Origin of the sequence: Micromonospora sp. NPDC047548 (genome assembly GCF_040642975.1) — a bacterium.
Lineage (GTDB): Bacteria > Actinomycetota > Actinomycetes > Mycobacteriales > Micromonosporaceae > Micromonospora.
On the sequence record NZ_JBEYTI010000005.1, the window covers coordinates 14,499 to 32,811 of the forward strand.

At 72.5% G+C, this 18,313-nt stretch carries 17 protein-coding genes; 8 read left to right on the forward strand and 9 right to left on the reverse strand.

Annotation, left to right across the window (positions count from 1 at the left end):
* The first annotated feature begins 29 nt into the window (after positions 1–29).
* Positions 30–1,475, forward strand: coding sequence for a glycosyltransferase 87 family protein (locus ABZ807_RS06840; protein WP_357153769.1), 1,446 nt, complete (start codon positions 30–32; stop codon positions 1,473–1,475).
* Positions 1,476–1,493: 18 nt separating this feature from the next.
* Here the strand turns inward: ABZ807_RS06840 and ABZ807_RS06845 are convergent, their stop codons facing one another.
* The 4 genes from ABZ807_RS06845 to moaC form a co-directional block, all read right to left on the reverse strand.
* Complete coding sequence (locus ABZ807_RS06845) at positions 1,494–1,907, reverse strand: molybdenum cofactor biosynthesis protein MoaE (protein ID WP_357154187.1); 414 nt, start codon at positions 1,905–1,907, stop codon at positions 1,494–1,496.
* A gap of 14 nt (positions 1,908–1,921) precedes the next feature.
* Positions 1,922–3,181: a molybdopterin molybdotransferase MoeA gene (locus tag ABZ807_RS06850; RefSeq protein ID WP_357153771.1), complete on the reverse strand. Its 1,260-nt coding sequence runs from the start codon at positions 3,179–3,181 to the stop codon at positions 1,922–1,924.
* Between the two features lie 90 nt (positions 3,182–3,271).
* A complete protein-coding gene (locus ABZ807_RS06855) occupies positions 3,272–3,742 on the reverse strand; it encodes a MogA/MoaB family molybdenum cofactor biosynthesis protein (RefSeq protein WP_357153773.1) in 471 nt (156 codons plus the stop codon).
* A complete protein-coding gene (gene moaC, locus ABZ807_RS06860) occupies positions 3,739–4,230 on the reverse strand; it encodes a cyclic pyranopterin monophosphate synthase MoaC (protein WP_357153774.1) in 492 nt (163 codons plus the stop codon). The genes ABZ807_RS06855 and moaC overlap by 4 nt, the downstream gene beginning before the upstream one ends.
* 624 nt (positions 4,231–4,854) lie before the next feature.
* Between moaC and ABZ807_RS06865 the strand changes: the two genes are divergently transcribed.
* From ABZ807_RS06865 to ABZ807_RS06885, 5 genes are all read left to right on the forward strand, one after another.
* A complete protein-coding gene (locus ABZ807_RS06865; RefSeq protein WP_357153776.1) occupies positions 4,855–7,380 on the forward strand; it encodes a bifunctional diguanylate cyclase/phosphodiesterase in 2,526 nt (841 codons plus the stop codon).
* Complete coding sequence (locus tag ABZ807_RS06870) at positions 7,377–8,672, forward strand: glycosyltransferase 87 family protein (protein ID WP_357153777.1); 1,296 nt, start codon at positions 7,377–7,379, stop codon at positions 8,670–8,672. Before ABZ807_RS06865 ends, ABZ807_RS06870 begins: the two co-directional genes overlap by 4 nt.
* Before the next feature lie 10 nt (positions 8,673–8,682).
* The gene (locus ABZ807_RS06875; RefSeq protein ID WP_357153779.1) at positions 8,683–9,318 is read left to right on the forward strand and encodes a phosphoribosyltransferase; all 636 of its coding nucleotides are present in this window, start codon (positions 8,683–8,685) and stop codon (positions 9,316–9,318) included.
* 30 nt (positions 9,319–9,348) lie between these two features.
* The gene (locus ABZ807_RS06880; protein WP_357153781.1) at positions 9,349–9,765 is read left to right on the forward strand and encodes a zf-TFIIB domain-containing protein; all 417 of its coding nucleotides are present in this window, start codon (positions 9,349–9,351) and stop codon (positions 9,763–9,765) included.
* A 99-nt stretch (positions 9,766–9,864) separates the two neighbouring features.
* Positions 9,865–10,545 carry a maleylpyruvate isomerase N-terminal domain-containing protein gene (locus ABZ807_RS06885; protein ID WP_357153783.1) on the forward strand — a complete coding sequence of 227 codons (681 nt, stop codon included), beginning with the start codon at positions 9,865–9,867 and terminating at the stop codon, positions 10,543–10,545.
* A gap of 78 nt (positions 10,546–10,623) precedes the next feature.
* On the opposite strand, the gene ABZ807_RS06890 is transcribed toward ABZ807_RS06885, so the two are convergent.
* A complete protein-coding gene (locus tag ABZ807_RS06890; RefSeq protein WP_357154189.1) occupies positions 10,624–13,290 on the reverse strand; it encodes a replicative DNA helicase in 2,667 nt (888 codons plus the stop codon).
* A 415-nt stretch (positions 13,291–13,705) separates the two neighbouring features.
* On the opposite strand from ABZ807_RS06890, the gene ABZ807_RS06895 reads away from it, so the two are divergent.
* Positions 13,706–15,133: a hypothetical protein gene (locus tag ABZ807_RS06895; protein ID WP_357153785.1), complete on the forward strand. Its 1,428-nt coding sequence runs from the start codon at positions 13,706–13,708 to the stop codon at positions 15,131–15,133.
* A gap of 82 nt (positions 15,134–15,215) precedes the next feature.
* On the opposite strand, the gene rplI is transcribed toward ABZ807_RS06895, so the two are convergent.
* The 4 genes from rplI to rpsF all read right to left on the reverse strand — a co-directional run bounded on the left by rplI (position 15,216) and on the right by rpsF (position 16,873).
* Positions 15,216–15,662: a 50S ribosomal protein L9 gene (rplI, locus tag ABZ807_RS06900; RefSeq protein WP_357153787.1), complete on the reverse strand. Its 447-nt coding sequence runs from the start codon at positions 15,660–15,662 to the stop codon at positions 15,216–15,218.
* A 14-nt stretch (positions 15,663–15,676) separates the two neighbouring features.
* Positions 15,677–15,916, reverse strand: coding sequence for a 30S ribosomal protein S18 (rpsR, locus tag ABZ807_RS06905; protein WP_007073789.1), 240 nt, complete (start codon positions 15,914–15,916; stop codon positions 15,677–15,679).
* Between the two features lie 41 nt (positions 15,917–15,957).
* The gene (locus ABZ807_RS06910) at positions 15,958–16,500 is read right to left on the reverse strand and encodes a single-stranded DNA-binding protein (RefSeq protein WP_357153788.1); all 543 of its coding nucleotides are present in this window, start codon (positions 16,498–16,500) and stop codon (positions 15,958–15,960) included.
* Positions 16,501–16,582: 82 nt separating this feature from the next.
* The gene (rpsF, locus tag ABZ807_RS06915; protein ID WP_067301247.1) at positions 16,583–16,873 is read right to left on the reverse strand and encodes a 30S ribosomal protein S6; all 291 of its coding nucleotides are present in this window, start codon (positions 16,871–16,873) and stop codon (positions 16,583–16,585) included.
* Between the two features lie 656 nt (positions 16,874–17,529).
* Here rpsF and ABZ807_RS06920 point away from each other — a divergent pair.
* Positions 17,530–18,312 carry a deoxyribonuclease IV gene (locus ABZ807_RS06920; protein ID WP_357153789.1) on the forward strand — a complete coding sequence of 261 codons (783 nt, stop codon included), beginning with the start codon at positions 17,530–17,532 and terminating at the stop codon, positions 18,310–18,312.
* Position 18,313 lies beyond the last annotated feature (1 nt).

Genomic DNA, 18,313 nt, shown 5'->3' on the forward strand with positions numbered 1-18,313 from the left:
GACGAGCTTGGTACGGGGGTGGCCACGCCATGCCGGCGATCGTCGGTAGAGGGCTGGACCGCCTCGCCCCAGTCCGTCGCGCAACGCGTGGTATCGATCGCAGGACAGTCGTACGAATCGGCGTCGTGGCCGCCGTCGCCTATGCCGCATGGCTCGCCATCGGTGCTTTCGGGCGGCCGTACAACTTCTTCGACATGAAGATCTACCACGGCGCGGTGGTGTGGTGGGCGAGCGGTCACGAGCTGTACGAGTTCATCGCGCCCACCACCACCCTCGGGTTCACCTACCCGCCCTTCGCCGCCCTGATGATGGTGCCGATGGCGCGGCTGCCGATCGAGGCGGCAGGGTGGATCAACGCGGCGGGCAGCATCGCCGCCCTCGCCCTCGTGCTGGCCGCGCTGCTGCGCCCGATCGTGGACCGGCTCGCCTGGCCGCTCTGGTTCACCGTCGGCATCGCGACGTCGATGTCCGTCGCCATCGAACCGGTCCGGGAGACCCTCGGGTACGGCCAGGTCAACCTGCTGCTCTTCGCGCTGATCATGGCCGACCTGGTCGGGCTGCGCTGGCGGTCGCGGCGCGGCACCCACGGCCGCCCGACCGACGGCCCGTTCGTGCGTTTCCTCTACAGCGGGGCGTGGGCCGGCATGGGCATCGGCCTGGCCACCGCCGTCAAGCTGACCCCCGCGCTCTTCATCGTCTACCTGCTGATCACCCGGCAGTGGCGGACGGCGGCCACCGCCGTCGCCACCGCCATCGGCGTGACGCTGGGGACGTTCGCGCTGGTCGAGACGGAGTCCCGGGCCTACTTCGGCGGCGTGCTCTGGCAGACCGAGCGGGTCGGTGCCGCCGACATGACGCCCAACCAGTCGCTGGCCGGCCTGCTCGCCCGGCTGTACGACTCGATCGAGACGCCCGGCCTGCTCTGGCTGTCGTTCTCGGTGCTGATCCTGGCGGTCGGTCTCTCCCGGGCCGCCACCGCGCGGGCCGACGGCGACGAGCTGACCGCGTTCACCCTGGTCGGGCTGACCGCCAACGTGATCAGCCCGATCTCCTGGACGCACCACCTGGTCTGGGTCATCCCGGCGATCGTCGTGCTCGCCGACGCCGCCGTACGCCGGCACGAGGCGAGCCGGGGCCTGGCGCTACGCGCCGGCCAGGCCTCCTCGTACGGGGGGCCGCCCGGCGTCAACGGGCTGCGCCCGCCGATCTGGTACCCGACGCTGACCGGCCTGCGGCACGCCGTTGCGGCGGTGGGGCTCTACCTGCTCTTCCTCGTCTCGCCCATCTGGCCGTACGAACACCAACTCCCCGAGGTGTCGCACTACCAGGACGGGCTCTTCGGCGCGCTGATGGAGAACTCCCTCGCGCTGGCGCTGATCGTGCTGGTCGCCGGGCTGCCCTGGCGACCGGGCGCCGAGCCGGCCTTCTACACCGACCGGCTCCCCCGCACCGCCGCCGTCCCCGCCCGCCGCTGACCCCTCCCGTGGGGGGGGTCAGGGGCAGTTGACCCATTCTTCGGTGCCGTCGGCGAAGAGTTGGCGCTTCCAGATCGGCAGTCGCGCCTTGACCTCGTCGACCAGGCGGGCGCAGGCCGCGAAGGCCGCGGCGCGGTGCGCGGTGCTGACCGCGGCGACCAGCGCCACGTCACCGATCTCCAGCCGGCCGATCCGGTGCGACACCGCGACCGCGTACACGTCGGGGTCGGCGGCGACCTCGGCGGCGACCTCGCGCAGCACGTCGGCGGCGCTCGGGTGGCCCTCGTACTCCAGCAGGGTGACGGGGCGGTCGTGGTCGTGGTCGCGGACCACGCCCTGGAAGGAGACCACCGCGCCGGCCCGGCGGTCGGCGACCGCGGCCTCGTGCGCGGCCAGGTCGAGCGGCTGGTCGGTGACCGCGAGGACGCTCACCGAGGGACCGGCGGTCACCACGAGCGCTCCCCGGACAGCAGCGGCAGCGGCACGACCGGCACCCGCGCCCCGACCTCGCCGGTGGTGCCCGGACGGATCACCGCGAACCCGTCGGCGCCGGCCACCCCGCGCAGCATCGCCGAGCCGACGTGGCGCAGCGGGTGGGCGGTGCCGGTGGCCCGGTCCAGCCGGACCAGGGCCAGGTGGGTGTAGTCGCCGCGGCCGGGCACCGGCTCGGCCAGCGTGGCGTGCGGCAACGCCGGCAGCGGCCGGCCGGTCAGCCCGGCGAGCAGCGGCGCGACCAGCGAGACCAGGGCAACGATCGCGGACTGCGGGTTGCCCGGCAGGCCGGCGACGAAGCGGACCCGGCCGTCGGCGCCGACCAGCCGGGCCAGCAGCATCGGAAAGCCCGGACGGACCGCGACCGTGTTGACCACGTAGTCCGCGCCCAGCGCCTCCAGCGCGGGATGCAGGTGGTCGACCGGGCCGTGCATCGTCCCGCCGGTGGTGCAGACCAGGTCCGCGTTGGCCAGCGCGGACCGCAGGGCCGCCACGTGGGCGGAGAGGGTGTCCGCCACCGGGCCGACCACGTCGGAGGAGCGCACCTGGCAGCCGTACCGGCGCAGCCAGGCCGGCACCGCCGGGCCGAGCGCGTCGCGTACCCGGCCGGCGCCGGGCGGGCCGGCGGTCAGCAGCTCGTCGCCGAAGACCAGCAGCGCGGCCCGGGGCTGGCGGCGCACCCGCAGCTGGTCGTGGCCGCAGGAGGCGGCCAGCCCGATCAGCGCCGGGTCGACCGGGGTGCCGGCGGGGAGCAGTTCCTCACCCGCGTACGCCTCCTCGCCCGGCTTCCGCCAATCCGGGCTCGGCCGCGGCCTGCCGTCCACCCGCCCGTCGGCGGTGCGGGTCGACTCCTCGATCCGGAGCACGGCGGTGGCGCCCTCGGGGACCATCGCGCCCGTGGCGATCTCGACGGTGGTGCCGTCGGCGGTGAGCGCGGGCGGGGTGTTGCCGGCCAGCACCCGCCCGACCACGTCCCACGGGCCCTCGCCGCGCACCGCCCAGCCGTCCACGCTGGAGGTCGGGAAGGCGGGCAGGTCCGTCCGGGTGGTCAGCGGCTCGGCGAGGGTGTGCCCGTCGGTCTCGGCGAGCGACCGCTGGACCGCGGGGAGCGCGGCAGCGCGGCCCACCGCGTACACCCGGGAGCGGGCCTCCTCCCAACCGGCCGGCGGGGGCGCCGCGACCTGCGCCGCGGCGGTGGCGGTTTCCGTGCTCACCGGTTGCCTCCGTTCACCAACTGCGGTGCGCGCGTCACCTCCGCGCACCCACCGGAGCGAGCCTATCGCCGTGGACGGGTGGGCCGTGGGTCAGTGGTCGCCACCGCGCAGCTGATCGACGGCGTGGACGAGGATCGGGCCGAGCACGGCGAGGCCGTCCCGCGCGCCGCCGGTCGACCCGGGCAGGTTGACCACGAGCATCCGGCCGGCCACGCCGGCGAGCCCTCGGGACAGTGCCGAGGCGGGCACCCGGTCACGGCTGTGCGCCCGGATCGCCTCGGCGATGCCGGGGATCTCGTAGTCGAGCAGCGCCCGGGTCACGTCGGGCGTCCGGTCGGTGGGGGTGATCCCGGTGCCGCCGCTGGTCAGCATGACGTCGACCCCATCGGCCAGGGCGGCGCGCAACGCCTCGCCCACCGGCTCGCCGTCGGGGACCACCACCGGCTCGTCGACGGCGCAGCCCAGCTCGCGCAGGCCGGCCACCAGCAGGGGGCCGCTGGTGTCGGCGTAGACGCCGGCGGCGGCCCGGTTGGAGGCCACCACCACCCGGGCCCGGATCACGGCCGACCCTCCGGGCGGACCCACTCGCCGGTCTTGCCGCCCTCCTTGCGGAGCACCCGCACCGCGTCGACCGAGGCGGCCGGGTCGACCGCCTTGACCATGTCGACCAGGGCCAGTCCGGCCACCGCCACCGCGGTCAGCGCCTCCATCTCCACCCCGGTCCGGTCGGCGGTCCGCGCCGCCGCGGTGATCTCGACGGTGTCCTCGGTGAGGTGCAGGTCGACCGTCACGCCGTGCAGCGCGATCGGGTGGCAGAGCGGGATCAGGTCGGGAGTGCGCTTGGCGCCCATGATGCCGGCGAGCCGCCCGACCGCCAGCGCGTCGCCCTTGGGCAGGCCGTCGCGGCGCAGCAGGTCGACCACCTCGGCGGTGGTGCGCAACCGGCCGGCGGCCACGGCGCGCCGGCCGGTGACCGGCTTGGCGGAGACGTCGACCATACGGGCCGCGCCCGCCGGGTCGACGTGGGTGAGCTGCGCGGAATCGGTCACGGTGGCGAGCATATCCGCCGGGTACGACCGGAACACCCTGCCCACTCCGGACGCCGGCCGGCCCTGATCCGGTCCGTCACCCTGGAATTGCGTGGTGAACTCGTATCCGCACCGATTCCCTGACCTGCGGCGAGGGTATTCACATGATCACGCCAGGGATGTCGCCGACGACGGGGAATGTTCGCCTGCACGTCATCGCGGGTGCCCGGTGCCCTTCACGTTCGAGGCGCCCGGACGTCGTGAAGTATTGCCGGGGAGATGGCCCGATTTGTGTATTGAAACAGGCGGCCGTGACGCCACACTGAACATTGTTCGGGTTGGGTCGTCCCGCATCCGATCGGTTGAGCTGCGGTCGATCCGGCCACGGACCACAGCGCTCCGCACCGAATGCGTGGACAGAACGTCACAAATGTCCTCGACTTCACTGATATTGCGCATACAGACATTTATCCGTACAAGACCGCGCGAATTGGCTTTACGCTTCCCCCATCGGCAGGACAGGAACGACAACAGTTGGGGGTCGCGGTGAAGTCGCACGAGTGGGGGTAGAGAGCTTTCTACAACAACACAAAGAGCAGTACGCTTGCGGAGCGCGCAGCCATCGGTGACGAATGAGGACGATGGATGGCTCCACAAGACCGACGAAACGGGACCGATCGGCGACTGTTGTCGCTAATCGGTCTCGTCGTCTTTCTGGCGACCGTCTCCGCCGTCGCATCGATCGTCGACCTCCACGGGCACCGGCACGCCCCGGCCAACGCCCCCGCGATGTGGCTGGCCCTGATCTCCCTGGCGGCGGTCGGCTTCACCGTCAAGGTACGGATCCGGATCCGGGCGACCAACCACTACATCGCCTGGACGGAAACGGCCATCGTGATCGGGCTGACCGTGGCCCCCACCTCCATGGTGGTCCTCGCCACGGGCATCGGCCTCGCGGTCGCCACGTCCCTCGCCCGGCTGACTCCAGTCAAGGTGGCCTTCGGCGTGGGCAAGAACATGCTGGTGGCAGCGTTTTCCGGGATGGTCCTCCAGGCCGCCGGCTGGCGGCTCGGCGAGGAGTCCGCGGTCAGCGCGATCCTGCCGCTCTCCCTCGCCTACCTGGCCGCGGTACTGCTCGACGAGCTGGTCGCCCTTCCGGTCATCGCCCTGGCCACCGGTGAACGACTCGCCGACCTGTTCCAGGAGGACGCCGGCCTCCGGGTGGCCGCCGCGCTGGCCCGACTCGTCGTCATCATCGGCACCGTCCTCATCCCCCTGGGCGACAGCCGGCTCCTGCTGGCGGTGCCGCCGCTGGTCCTCAGCCTCCACCTGCTCTACTCCAACCGGGTCAAGGCCCGCACCGAGCAGCAGGCCTGGCAGCGCCTCGCCCGGACCACTGACGCGCTCAACGTCGTCGACCTGGACAAGGTCCTCACCACCGCGGTCACCCAGGCCGGCGAGCTGTTCTCCGCCGACGAGGTCGAAATCGAGCTGCGCGACGGCGGCCGCACGGTCCGCGGCGCCGGCGGCACCATCGGGTACGACGGGCCGGCCGGCGAGCCCAGCACGGTCGACGGCGCGGTGCTGCCGGCCCGCCTGGAGGGGCACGACGGCAGCGCCGACGTGGGTGTGCTGCGGCTGCGCTTCCGTGGGCCGGTCCAGCTCTCCGAGCGGGAGCAGTACACGCTGCGTACCTTCGCCTCGGCGCTCTGCACCGCGGTCCGCAACGCCCAGGCGTACGCCGAGCTGGCCCGGGTGGCCGCCGAACACGCGCACGCCGCCACCCACGACGCGCTGACCGGCCTGGCCAATCGGCGGCACCTGCTGGAGCGCGGCACCGAGCAGCTCAGCACCCGGCACGCCGAAGGGGTGACCGCGTTGGTGCTGATCGACCTCAACCACTTCAAGGAGGTCAACGACACCCTCGGCCACGCCGCCGGCGACCAGGTCCTGATGCAGGTCGCCGACCGGTTGCGGGCCGCCGCGCAGACCGAGGACCTGGTGGCCCGCCTCGGCGGTGACGAGTTCGCCGTGCTGCTGCGTGGGCTGCCCGCACCGGCAATCGCCGCGCACCGGGCGGAGGCGCTGATCGGCACCCTGCACGAGCCGCTGGACGTGGACGGGATGCGGATCAGCATCGAGGCCAGCGGCGGCATCGCCGTGGCCCCCGCCAGCGGCGGCATGCCCGAGCTGCTGCGCCGCGCCGACGTGGCGATGTACCAGGCCAAGCGGGCCGGCCAGCGGGTCTCCACGTACGCCCCGACCCGCGACACCGCCGACCTCGGCCGGCTCACCCTCGGCGGCGAGCTGCCCCGGGCGGTGGCCGACCACGAGTTCACCGTCAACTTCCAGCCGATCGTGGACCTGGGCACCGGCGAGGTGACCGGCGCGGAGGCGCTGGCCCGCTGGCACCACCCCACCCACGGCATGATCGACCCGTTGCGCTTCATCGAGGCGGTGGAGCGTTCCGGCATGCTCCCGGCCTTCGCCGAGGCGATCCTCGACCAGGCGCTGCTGGCCGCCGGCAGCTGGCGGGCGGCCGGCTTCGACCTGCCGGTCTCGGTCAACGTCTCCCCGCGCAGCCTGCTCGACGCCCGTTTCCCCGGCGCGGTGCTGGCCCGGCTGCGGGCGCACGACCTCCCGCCCGACCGGCTGGTGCTGGAGCTGACCGAGACGCTGACGCTGAGCCAGCTCGACGTGGTGGACCGGGTGCTCAGCCGGCTGCGCGACTCCGGCGTCCGGCTGGCCCTGGACGACTTCGGCACCGGCTACTCCTCGCTCTCCCTGCTCTCCCGCATCCCCGTGCACGAGCTGAAGATCGACCGCAGCTTCGTCACCGCGATGGAGAGCTCGGCGGAGGCGGCGGCGGTCATCCGCTCCACCCTCGACCTGGGCCGCAGCCTCGACCTGACGGTGGTCGCCGAGGGGGTGGAGAGCGAGCCGCAGCGCCGGGCGCTCTGGGAGCTGGGCTGCGCCGCCGGCCAGGGCCACCTCTTCGCACGTCCGCTGCCCGCCGGCAGTGTCCTCGCCGCCCTGCAACGCGGCTCGGGTGGCCGTCCCGGCGCCCTCGTCCCGCCGCTGCACGACACCGGCGCCGTCATCCGCCTCGCCCCCGGCCGCCGCCAGCCCGGCCGGAGCCGTCCGACGGGTCTGCCACACTTGCCGGCGTGACCGCCGCCTCCCGCACCTGGCGGGCCCTGGACTCCGCCGCCGGCGGCCTCGCCCTCGACCTCGGCCTGTACGCGGTCTCCGCCACGTTCGCCGCGGTCACCGCCGCCACCTCCACCCTGCCCCCGCACCGGGCCTGGGGGAGCGTCGCCGCCGGCGGCTACCTGCTCGCGGCGCTCCTGGTCGGCGGGCAACTCCTGGCCCGGGGTCGCCGGCCGGGGCTGGCCGGGATCACCGCCCGCTGGACGGTGACCGGGCTCGCCTGGGCGACCGCCGCCCTGCTGCCCCTGGCGCTGCAGAGCGCGCAGCGGGCATCAGGGCGTACCGACCGGGCGCAGGAGGAGGTGGTGGTCGTCGAGCACGCCGGAATCCGGCTCGCCGAGCAGGGCACCCCCTACCTGGGGCACGACGCGATCGCCGCGCTCCCCGCCGACGAGCGGCTGCTCGGCTACACGCCGTACCAGCCGGGGATGGCGCTGTTCGGGCTGCCCCGGGCCGGCGTCGAGGCCTGGTGGACCGACTCCCGCGTCTGGTTCGCGCTGGTCACCGCGCTGGTGCTGGCCATCGCGGTGGGCGCGCTGCGCGGCGCCGGCCGCCGCTGGGCGGGCCGCCCCGGCGCGGCCGCGGTGCTGCGGGGCGTGCAGGCCGCGACCGTCCTGCCGGTCTGCGCGCTCACCCTCGCCACCGGCGGCGACGACCTCCCCGTACTCGCGCTCTGCCTCCTGGCGCTGGCGTTCGCCGCCGCCGGCCGGCCCGGCGCGGCCGGCGTGGCGGTCGGGCTCGCCGGCGCGCTGAAGCTCTTCGCCTGGCCGGTCGCCCTGGTCCTGGTGTTCTGGGGCGCCACCCGGCGGGCCGGCCGCCGGGTCGCCCTCGGGGCGCTCGGCCTGCCGCTGCTCGCCCTGGTCCCGGCGCTGCTGGTCGACCGGGACGCCCTGGCGGAGAACGTGCTGCGGTTCCCACTCGGCCACGGCCTGGTGACCAGCCCCGCCCAGTCACCCTTCCCGGGGCACCTGATCGCGACCGCGCTGCCCGCCGGCCGGGTGGTCGCCGCCGCGCTGCTCGTCGCGGTCGGCGTGGCGATCGCCGTCCGGCTGCTGCGCCGCCCGCCCGGCACCGCCGCCGCCACCGCGCTGATCTGCGGGTACGGCCTGCTGGCGGCGATCCTGCTGATGCCCGCCACCCGCTTCGGCTACCTGCTCTATCCGCTCGCCCTGCTCGTCTGGGCGCCCGCGCTGGCCGGGCCACCGGCGACAGTTTCGCCGGACTCGCCGACGTGGGCCCGCCCCAGGGCGTAAACCTGAGGACATGAGCAGCACCTACCGCGATCGCGAGGACGCCGGCCGACAGCTCGCCGAGCGGCTGACCGGACTCGTCGGGCAACCCGACGTCATCGTGCTGGGGCTGGTCCGGGGTGGCGTGCCGGTGGCCCGGGTGATCGCCGACCGGATCGGCGCGCCACTGGACGTCCTGGTGGTCCGCAAGCTCGGCATGCCCTGGGCGCCCGAGGTCGCCTTCGGCGCGCTCGGCCCGGGCGGCGTCCGGGTGCTCAACGACGTGATCGCCGCCCAGCTCGGTCCCGACGAGATCGGCGAGGTGGAGCGCCGGGAGCAGGTCGAACTGGAACGCCGCGAGGCCCGCTACCGGGCCGGCCGGCCGTCGCTGGACCTCACCGGGCGTACCGCCGTGATCGTCGACGACGGGCTGGCCACCGGCGCGACGGCCCGGGCCGCCGTCGAGGTCGCCCGCCACCTCGGCGCCCGCCGGGTCATCGTCGCGGTGCCGGTCGGCTCGCAGGAGGCGTACGAGATGCTGGCCGCCGAGGCCGACGAGGTGGTCTGCCTCCAGCGCCCGCCCGAGTTCGGCGCGGTCGGCGCCTACTACGAGGACTTCCACGAGGTCTCGGACGACGAGGTCACCGAGGCGTTGATCGCCACCGCCTGAATCCTCGTCCCGACCAGGTACCGTCGAGCGATGCAGCTCACCTGCCCCAAGTGTCACGGAGACATGCGCCAGTACGAGCGCAGCGGAGTCGTCATCGACCAGTGCACCGAGTGCCGGGGGATCTTCCTCGACCGCGGTGAACTCGAGAAGCTGTTCGAGGCCGAGGCGAACTGGAACCAGCAGCAGGCCGCCCCGGCGCCCGGGCAGCCCACGGGCCACGGCCCCGCCCAGCCCGGCCACGCCGCGGGTGGGTACGCCCCGCCCCCGCCGCCGCCCCCGCACCAGCCGGGCTACCCGGCCGTGCCGCCCCCGCCCCCGCCGCCGCACGCGCCGGCCTACCCGCCGCAGCCGGCCTACGGCCACAGCGGGCACCAGCAGCACTACGGCTACCACGGGCACTACAAGCGCAAGAAGCACAAGAGCTTCCTCGACGAGATGTTCGGCTGAGTACCGCGACGGCCGGGCCGGCTGGAGAGCCGGCCCGGTCGGATCACGTCGGCCCCGGCCGGCGTGCCGACCGACGCGTACCGTGCGACGCTGCTCCCCATGACGCCCACCGGACGGCACATCGCGCTGGCGCAGGCGTACGACGGGGTCATCCGGGTCGTCGCCGACCTCGACGACGCGGACCTGCAACGACCCACCCGCTGCCATGGCTGGCTCGTCGCCGACCTGCTCTTCCACCTGCTCTGCGACGCCCAGCGCGCCCTGGTCGCCCTGGCCAGCCCCGCCGCCGGGCCGCCCGACACCGACGACGTCAGCTACTGGCGGTCCTTCCCGCCCGGCGGTGACGGCGACGGCGCCCGGCACGCCTGGTGTGCCCGCCGCTCCGCCGCCGCCTTCGACCGGCCGAGCGGAGTGGTCCGGCTCTGGTGCGACACCGCCCCCGCCGCCGTCCGCGCCGCCGGTGCCGCCGATCCGGACGGCTGCGTCAGCACCCAGGGGCACGTGCTGCGCGTACCCGACCTCCTGGCCACGCTGACCACCGAAGCCGTCATCCATCACCTCGACCTGGTGCTCGACCTGCCGCACGCACCGCTGCCCGGCGGGCTCGCCGTGCGGGTCGCGGTGGCCACCATGGACGGGCTGCTCAGCGACGACGCGGTCCGCCCGAGCGGCTGGGACGACGCCGAGTACCTGCTCAAGGCCACCGGCCGCGAGCCGCTCACCGACCGGGACCGGCTGGAGCTGGGCGAGGCCGCCGGCTGGTTCCCGCTGCTCGGCTGAACCGCCACCGTCAGTCCAGCACCGCGCCCGCGCTGACGTTGGCCACCGTGCCGGTCATGCCGGCCGCCCGGCGCAGGGTCAGACGATCGCCATGTCGACAAAGCGGGACAGGTGCAGCTGGGCGGCGACGGTGATGCTGTCGGTCGGACCATTTCTGTGCTTGGCGACGATGAAATCCGCCTCGCCGGCGCGCGGCGACTCCTTGTCGTAGTAGTCATCCCGGTGCAGAAGGATGACAACGTCGGCATCTTGCTCGATCGAGTTGTGGGTGGCGATGCCGTTGGCGATGAAGTTGTGAGTCCCGAGCACGGTCGCGTCGAAGACATCCTGCTCACCGAGGGACTCGATCGAGACGATCTCGTCCCAGAAGATGTCGTTGGTGGCGTGCAGCTCGAGGTCAGCGGCGTCGAGAACAGAGGCGATCTTGGCGAGCCTCGACCGGCTCGGTGCGTGCTTCCAGAGCGTGCTTCCACAGAACTGGGTGCCGATCGCCTTCGCGAACTCCCGATGGCTCATGCCCTGCTCGACCAGGATCTCCCGAACTCTGGTCCACACCTCTGGCGGCACCGTGTCGACGTTCGTGTTGCTCGTCATCGACTCCAGCGAGGCGAGCAGCTCAGCACAGTTGGGGGCCCGCTCACCATGCACTCCGATCTCGCGGAGGAACCGCAACTGATCGTCCCGCCCCGAAATGTCGAGGGTGTACTGCGGTCGATGGCGCGCCACGGGCACCACCTTGAGCCGGGCGGTGATTCCGTACCTGAGCAGGAGACGCGAGATGTCCTCGAGCATCCGGCGGCTGGTCGAGGAGAAGTAGACCCGCCCACCACGGCCCGACTTGTTCACGCAAACCGATCCGTCGGTCGCCCACAGATGCCGAAGGAAGAGCGTCACCTGTTCCTTGGGCATGCTGAAGACCGACTGGGGGAGGAACTTCTCATGCGACCGCAGGCCGAACAGTCCGAGGCCGTCCAGCCACTCTGCGATCGGATTGCGCCGGCCCCGAGCCAGCCGGTAGGGGGCGGGCAGCCGAAGGGTCGTGACCCGGGCGGCCTCGTACTCGTCACGAACGGCGGTAATACCGAAGTGCTTCGCGGCTTCGGCGACGGCTTGCAGGTTCTCTTCGTCCCGGCTGGCGTAACGGATCGGCTGCCGCCGTACGAATGAACCGTCACCGAGCAGGTGCGCCAGCAGCACCACTTCGGCTTCTACCCACGGCCGGATGGCCAGGGGCGGGGGTACGTGTCTCGGCGTGGCGAGGCGCGTGCCCGGCGTCAACTCACCGAGCGGGACCCACCCCGCGAAGGTGAGGAAGGGATGGTTGGCTGTCGCGTCGATCTGCTTCCCCGACGCGAGGGTCATACGGAACACCTCGCGATTGCCACTGGGAAAGACATGGGTCATGGTTCGCGGTGCGTACCGGAGATTCTCATCGAGCGCCCAGACCGGGATCTCCTTCGCGCCCGCCTCGAGCAACTCCCCCAGAGTGATCTCCGAGTTGTTGTCCGCCCGGATCAGCCTGGTGTCGGCGGTCAGGCAGCCCGACTCACGCAAATCGGACAACTGTGGGCGCTTGTCAGTCCGTTGCTCGGGGCCACGGTTCAGCTGGCTCACCGCGATCACCGGGCATTCGACCTCCTTGGCCAGCAGCTTCAGGCCACGGGAGAGGTCCGCGACCTCCTGCTGGCGGCTCTCCGTCCGCTTCGGCGAGGTCATCAGCTGGAGGTAGTCGACCACGATCATCTTGAGGTCGTGCTTCTGCTTGAGCCGGCGCGCCTTGGCCCGGATCTCCATCAGGTTCATGCTCGGCGTGTCGTCAACGAAGAGCGGCGCCTCGCTGATCTCGCCCATGCAGCGGGCCAGCTTGGTCCAGTCGTCGTCGGAGAGCTGGCCGCTGCGCAGCACGTGCAGCGGGACCCGGGCCTCGGCCGAGAGCAGTCGCATGACGATCTCGACCTTGCTCATCTCGAGCGAGAAGATCGCCGCCGCCTGGTTGGCGCGAATAGCTGCATTTCGGGCAAAGTCCATGCTAGCGGTACTTTTTCCGAGACCGGGCCGGCCGGCCACGATGATCAGCTGCCCCGGGTGCAGGCCGTTGAGCAGCCGGTCCAGGTCGGTGAAGCCGGTCGGCACGCCGGTCATCACCCCGCCCTGCGCCCCGACCGCCTCGATCTCGTCGAGCGTCGGCTGGAGCATGTCGGCCAGCACGGCGAAGTCCTCATTGACCCGGCGCTCGGTCACCTCGTAGACGGCCTGCTGGGCGAGGTCGACGATGTCGTCGACGTCCCGGCCGCCGCCGTTGGCGGTCCCGTAGCCGAGCTGCACGATGCGGGTGCCGGCCTCGACCAGCCGGCGCAGCACCGCCCGCTCGCCGACGATCCGGGCGTAGTACGCGGCGTTCGCGGCGGTGGGCACGCTGGCGATGAGGGTGTGCAGGTAGGGCGCGCCGCCGATCCGGGCGAGGTCGCCGGAGTCGGCCAGGGCCGCCGCGACGGTGATCGGGTCGGCCGGCTCGCCTCGACCGTAGATGTCGAGGATCGCGTCGAAGACGGTGGCGTGCACCGGTCGGTAGAAGTCGTTCGTCTTGAGGATCTCGACGACGTCGGCGATGGCGTCCTTGGAGAGCAGCATGCCGCCGAGGACGCACTGCTCCGCGGCGACGTCCTGGGGTGGGGTCTTGTCGAACTGCCCGTCGCGCTGCGCGGGGGCGGGCGGCTGCCCGCCGGCCCGGGGCTCCGCCCGCATGTCGTCGGTGACCGACACGGATCCCCCTCCACTGCGTCGGGTCGAATACCAGCTCTACCGGCCGGGTGCGACAACTTCCGATCGACCCGGCCGGTCGATCGGGGGCGATCGCGCGACCGGTCGGTGCCCCACGATACGGAACCCGAGGTCAGACCCCAACCAGGCCGGTGGACGAGCCTCGGGACAACCTGTGGACTGGGGTGGACGAGCATGTGCGCAGCGTGTGCACAGGTTGTGGATAACCGGTGGGGAATTCTTGGCGGATCGCCTCTGAGCTGGGTAAACATGATCCCCACCCTGTGGACGGATATTTTCCGGTGAGCCTTCAGGGTCGGATTTCCCGTACTATCTCCTGCGAACGGCTACACCTGGACAGCGGATTGCGCTTTCGGTTGAGAAGGGTCACGCTCCGGCCGTGAGTTACCGGGACTGGGAGCGCGGGGAGGGCAGCCCGCGCGAGCGTCAGCCGGTCGCCCCGTGGGACGACCTCGGCGAGGCCGTCCCGGCCGATCCCTACAGTTCAGGGGCGGACCGCTACCGCACGTCCAGCCGCCGCCGCGCCGTCGAGGGCGGCCGGCAGGAGCAGGTCGACTCCTACCTGCCGCGCTGGGCCGTGGAGTCGGGGATCGCGCACGCCGACGGGCGGGGGCGGCACGCCGCACCGGACGACGACGAGGACGAGGACCGTCCGGTCTCCGGGGGCGGGCGACGTTCCGCCGGCCGGCGGAGCCCGCGCAGTTGGGGCCAGCGCAGTTGGGGCGAGCCCCGGGCGTTCGGCGCCGCACCCGAGTCGGACCACACCCGGGAGTGGACCTTCGACCATCCGCAGGAGCAGGGGTACGTCGGCAGCCGGCGCGCCGATTCCGCCGAGGACGATCCGATCTCCGGTGCGGCGCCGACGCCTCGTCCGCGCCGGTCAGCGTCCCGCCGTCCGCAGGTGACCTGGTCGGGTGTCGAGGAGCCCGACGACGAGCCGGGCGCGGCCGGTCGGGAGGTGGAGCGGCCGACCCGGCGCAGCCGGCGGGCCTCGGCCGACGCCTGGTCCCGCCCGGCGGTCGACTCGTGGAGCCGTACGGAGCCGATGGCCGAGCCGGAGCCGGAATACCGGCCGGCGGTGGACCCGTGGGACGCCTCCGGGGTGCACGCCTGGCAGCGCTCGGGCCCCGAGGACCGCTGGGACCGGTCCGGTGGCGCCGCCCGGTGGGATCAGGGTGACAGCACCGGCCAGTGGGACCGGTTCACCGACACCGGCCAGTGGGACCGTGGTGACCTCCCCGGTCGGGGTCGGTACGACGAGCCGAGGTGGATGGACCCCCCGGCGTCGGCGCCCCGTTCCCCGGCGGTCACCTACACCGCGCCGCGCCCGCGGCCGTCACCCCGGCGTCAGGTGGAGCCGGCCGCGCCCGTCGCTGCGCCATCTCGGCGGGACCGGATCGAGTCGGTCGGCGGCGGGGTGTGGAACCGCCGGCTCGAAGGCGATCTGCTGGATCCGGATCCGGGTGGTCCGCTCCGCCCGCTGCTCTACACCGCGGCCTGCTACCTGGTGCCGGCGGCGCTGGTGTTCCTATGGCTGCTGACCCTGGACGGCCAGGTGCCGGCGGGGTGCGTAACGGACATCAGCGGTGGCGGCTGCGACTCGCCGCGGGCGCACGCGTTCGGGTCGCTGGTGGCCGTGGCGCCGCGCTTCGGGCTGGCGTTGGTGAGCAGCCTCGTCGTCGCGGGGCTGCTGCGTCGGGTGGGTACGACCTGGCGGTCGGCGACGGTGGCGCTGGCCGCGGCGGTGGTCGGCGGCGGTCTCTCCACCGTGATGATCAGCGCGGTGACCGGTCAGCCGATCGGCTGATCGCCGTACCCGCGTCGCGCGCTGGGATGCGGAAAGGCCCGCACCGGAGTCCGGTGCGGGCCTTTCCGTCGTGCGGTGGGTGTCAGCCCTGGACGACGTTGAAGTCGAACTTGGCGGTCACCTCGGGGTGCAGCTTGATCCGCACCGGGTAGGAGCCGGTCGACTTGATGTGACCGGGCAGCTCCAGCCGACGACGGTCGAGGGTCGGGCCGCCGGCTGCCTTGACGGCATCGACGATCTCGGCCGGGGTGACCGAGCCGAAGAGCCGGCCACCGTCACCGGCGCGGGCCTTCAGGGTGACCTTCAGGCCCTCGATCTGGTCCTTGACCTCGTTGGCGTGGCCGAGGTCGCGGATCTCCCGGGCCGAGCGGGCCCGCTTGATGACCGTGACCTGCTTCTCCGCGCCCTTGGTCCAGCTGATCGCGAAGCCCTGCGGCAGCAGGTAGTTACGGCCGTAGCCGTTCTTGACCTCGACGATGTCGCCGGGGGCACCGAGACCGGAAACTTCCTGGGTCAGGATGATCTTCATTTCGGTGCCTCCTCTCAGCGGGCCGTGGCGGTGTACGGCAGGAGCGCCATCTCACGGGCGTTCTTGACCGCACGGGCGATCTGCCGCTGCTGCTGCGAGGTGACGCCGGTCACCCGCCGAGCGCGGATCTTGCCGCGGTCGGAGATGAACTTGCGCAGCAGCGCGGTGTCCTTGTAATCGATGTAGGTGATCCCGTCCTTGTCGAGCGGGTTCACCTTCTTCTTCGGCTTGCGAAGTGCCGCAGCCTTGGCCATTGACCTTGCTCCTGGTTTGCGATCGCGGGCGCTCGGCGCCATTAGAACGGGGGCTCCTCGTCAAAGTTTCCGCCGCCCGAACCGGAGCGCGACGGAGAGGGCGCGGCCGAAGCCCAGGGGTCGTCGAAGTTGCCTCCGCCGCCACCCTGGCCACCACCGCCACCGGAACCGAAGCCACCGCCCCCGCCACCGCCACCGGAGCGCGACATCTTCTGCACCTTCGCCGTGGCGTAGCGCAGCGACGGGCCGATCTCGTCGACCTCGAGCTCGATGACGGTGCGCTTCTCGCCCTCGCGGGTCTCGTACGACCGCTGACGCAGCCGACCCGAGACGATCACGCGGGCGCCCCGCTGGAGCGACTCGGCGACGTGCTCCGCCGCCTGCCGCCACACGGTGCAGGCCAGGAAGAGCGGCTCGCCGTCCTTCCATTCGTTGGTGGTCTTGTCCATGAACCGGGGCGTCGAAGCGACCCGGAACTTGGCGACCGCCGCACCGGACGGGGTGAACCGCAACTCGGGGTCATCGGTCAGGTTGCCGATGACCGTGATGGTGGTGTCTCCTGCCATGACCATCTCCTCGCGCACTCATCAGTTCTGCCGTACAGGCTCTCAGAGCCCTCCGACAGCGCCGATGAGGCTGATCCGGGCGAACCGGGGGGTTGAATGCTTAGCGCATCTCCGGCCGAATGACCTTGGTGCGCAGCACGGACTCGTTGAGCCGCAGCTGACGGTCCAGCTCGGCCACCGCCTCAGGCGTCGCCTGGAGGTCGATGACGGCGTAGATGCCCTCGGCCTTCTTGTTGATCTCGTACGCGAGGCGCCGGCGGCCCCACACGTCGGTCTTCTCCACCGAGCCACCCGCGGTCCGGATCACGTTCAGGTACGTGTCGAGCGACGGGGCGACGGTGCGCTCCTCGAGGCTGGAGTCGAGGATCACCATGACTTCGTAATGACGCAAGACGTGCTCACCTCCTGTGGGCTATGCGGCCACGGTCCTTCCGTGGCAGGAGGTCGTGCGTCGCTGCCCGCTCCGGGGCCCGGGGGAACCCGGCCGGACGCGGACAACCGGACCAGGATACCCGGTCCGGACGATCATGCCCGGGCAGGTCGGAGTGGCCGGCCGGGCGTGGCGACAGGGGCCCGCCCCGGCGCCCGAAGGCCGGTGGCGGACCCCTGTCCACGGGACCGCGGGGCGTCCCGTCCGCATTCCTTGGGTGGGACCTGGGGAGGAACGACCACACCGATGAGGTTGGATCGGAGGCGCCCCGCGGAGCTTTTTCCTGTTGTTATCCGACGGTACAACGACTCTCGTCACCAGTTGACGGAAATGCAACTATTAGTCCGAGATTTCCTGCCGGTCGACGCCGGACCTGGGCCCCGCGGGTCCCGCCCCCGACGTGCCGGGCCGCACGACGGGGGTGACCCGCACCGGGATCGACCACGGCGACCTCGACCAAGGCGGCCTCGACCGCACGTGCCGGAAGAGCCGACCATCGATCCCACCCCGGTCAACGACCGCCCGGCCCGACGGTGACGCGACCGGACCCGAACCGGTGCCCCGACTCCCCGCCACCGTCACCCCGGGCGTCGGGGATGCGACGTAGGCTCGCCTGCATGCGTATCGGAGCCCACGTCGACCAGGCCGACCCGTTGGCGGAGGCGGCCGCCCGTTCCGCCGAGGCGGTGCAGTTCTTCCTCTCCGACCCGCAGGGCTGGAAGGCCCCGAAACCCCGGGAGGACGCGGAACGGCTGCGCGCCGCCGAGGTGGACCTCTACGTCCACGCCCCGTACGTCATCAACGTGGCCACCCTGAACAACCGGATCCGGATTCCCAGCCGCAAGCTGCTGCTCGGGCACGCGGCCGCGGCGGCCGGCATCGGCGCCAAGGGGCTGATCGTGCACGGCGGGCATGTGAACGCCGGCGACGACCTGGCCGTCGGCTTCGACAACTGGCGCAAGACCTTCGCGTACGCGGCGGACTCCGGCGGCTTCCCGCTGCCGGTGCTGATCGAGAACACCGCCGGCGGCGACAACTCCTGCGCCCGGCGGCTCGACGCGCTGGCCCGGCTCTGGGACGCCCTCGGTGACCACGAGGTCGGCTTCTGCCTGGACACCTGCCACGCGTACGCGGGCGGCGAGGAGCTGCTCGACCTGGTCGACCGGGTCAAGGCGATCACCGGGCGGATCGACCTGGTGCACGCCAACAACTCCAAGGGCGGCTTCAACTCCGGGCACGACCGACACGACAACCTCGACGGCGGCACGATCGACCCGGACCTGGTGGTCGCGGTGATCCGTGCCGCCGGCGCGCCGGTGATCGTGGAGACGCCCGGCGGGGCGGCGGGACAGGGAGCGGACATCGCCTTCCTGCGTGACCGGCTCGTCACGGGGGCCTGAC

Bases quoted from the DNA above. Each gene is read 5' to 3' on its own strand.
- ABZ807_RS06840 (WP_357153769.1), top strand. From the start codon at position 30: ATGCCGGCGATCGTCGGTAGAGGGCTGGACCGCCTCGCCCCAGTCCGT.
- ABZ807_RS06865 (WP_357153776.1), top strand. From the start codon at position 4,855: ATGGCTCCACAAGACCGACGAAACGGGACCGATCGGCGACTGTTGTCG.
- ABZ807_RS06875 (WP_357153779.1), top strand. From the start codon at position 8,683: ATGAGCAGCACCTACCGCGATCGCGAGGACGCCGGCCGACAGCTCGCC.
- ABZ807_RS06880 (WP_357153781.1), top strand. From the start codon at position 9,349: ATGCAGCTCACCTGCCCCAAGTGTCACGGAGACATGCGCCAGTACGAG.
- ABZ807_RS06885 (WP_357153783.1), top strand. From the start codon at position 9,865: ATGACGCCCACCGGACGGCACATCGCGCTGGCGCAGGCGTACGACGGG.
- ABZ807_RS06890 (WP_357154189.1), bottom strand. From the start codon at position 13,290: ATGCGGGCGGAGCCCCGGGCCGGCGGGCAGCCGCCCGCCCCCGCGCAG.
- rplI (WP_357153787.1), bottom strand. From the start codon at position 15,662: ATGAAGATCATCCTGACCCAGGAAGTTTCCGGTCTCGGTGCCCCCGGC.
- rpsR (WP_007073789.1), bottom strand. From the start codon at position 15,916: ATGGCCAAGGCTGCGGCACTTCGCAAGCCGAAGAAGAAGGTGAACCCG.
- ABZ807_RS06920 (WP_357153789.1), top strand. From the start codon at position 17,530: ATGCGTATCGGAGCCCACGTCGACCAGGCCGACCCGTTGGCGGAGGCG.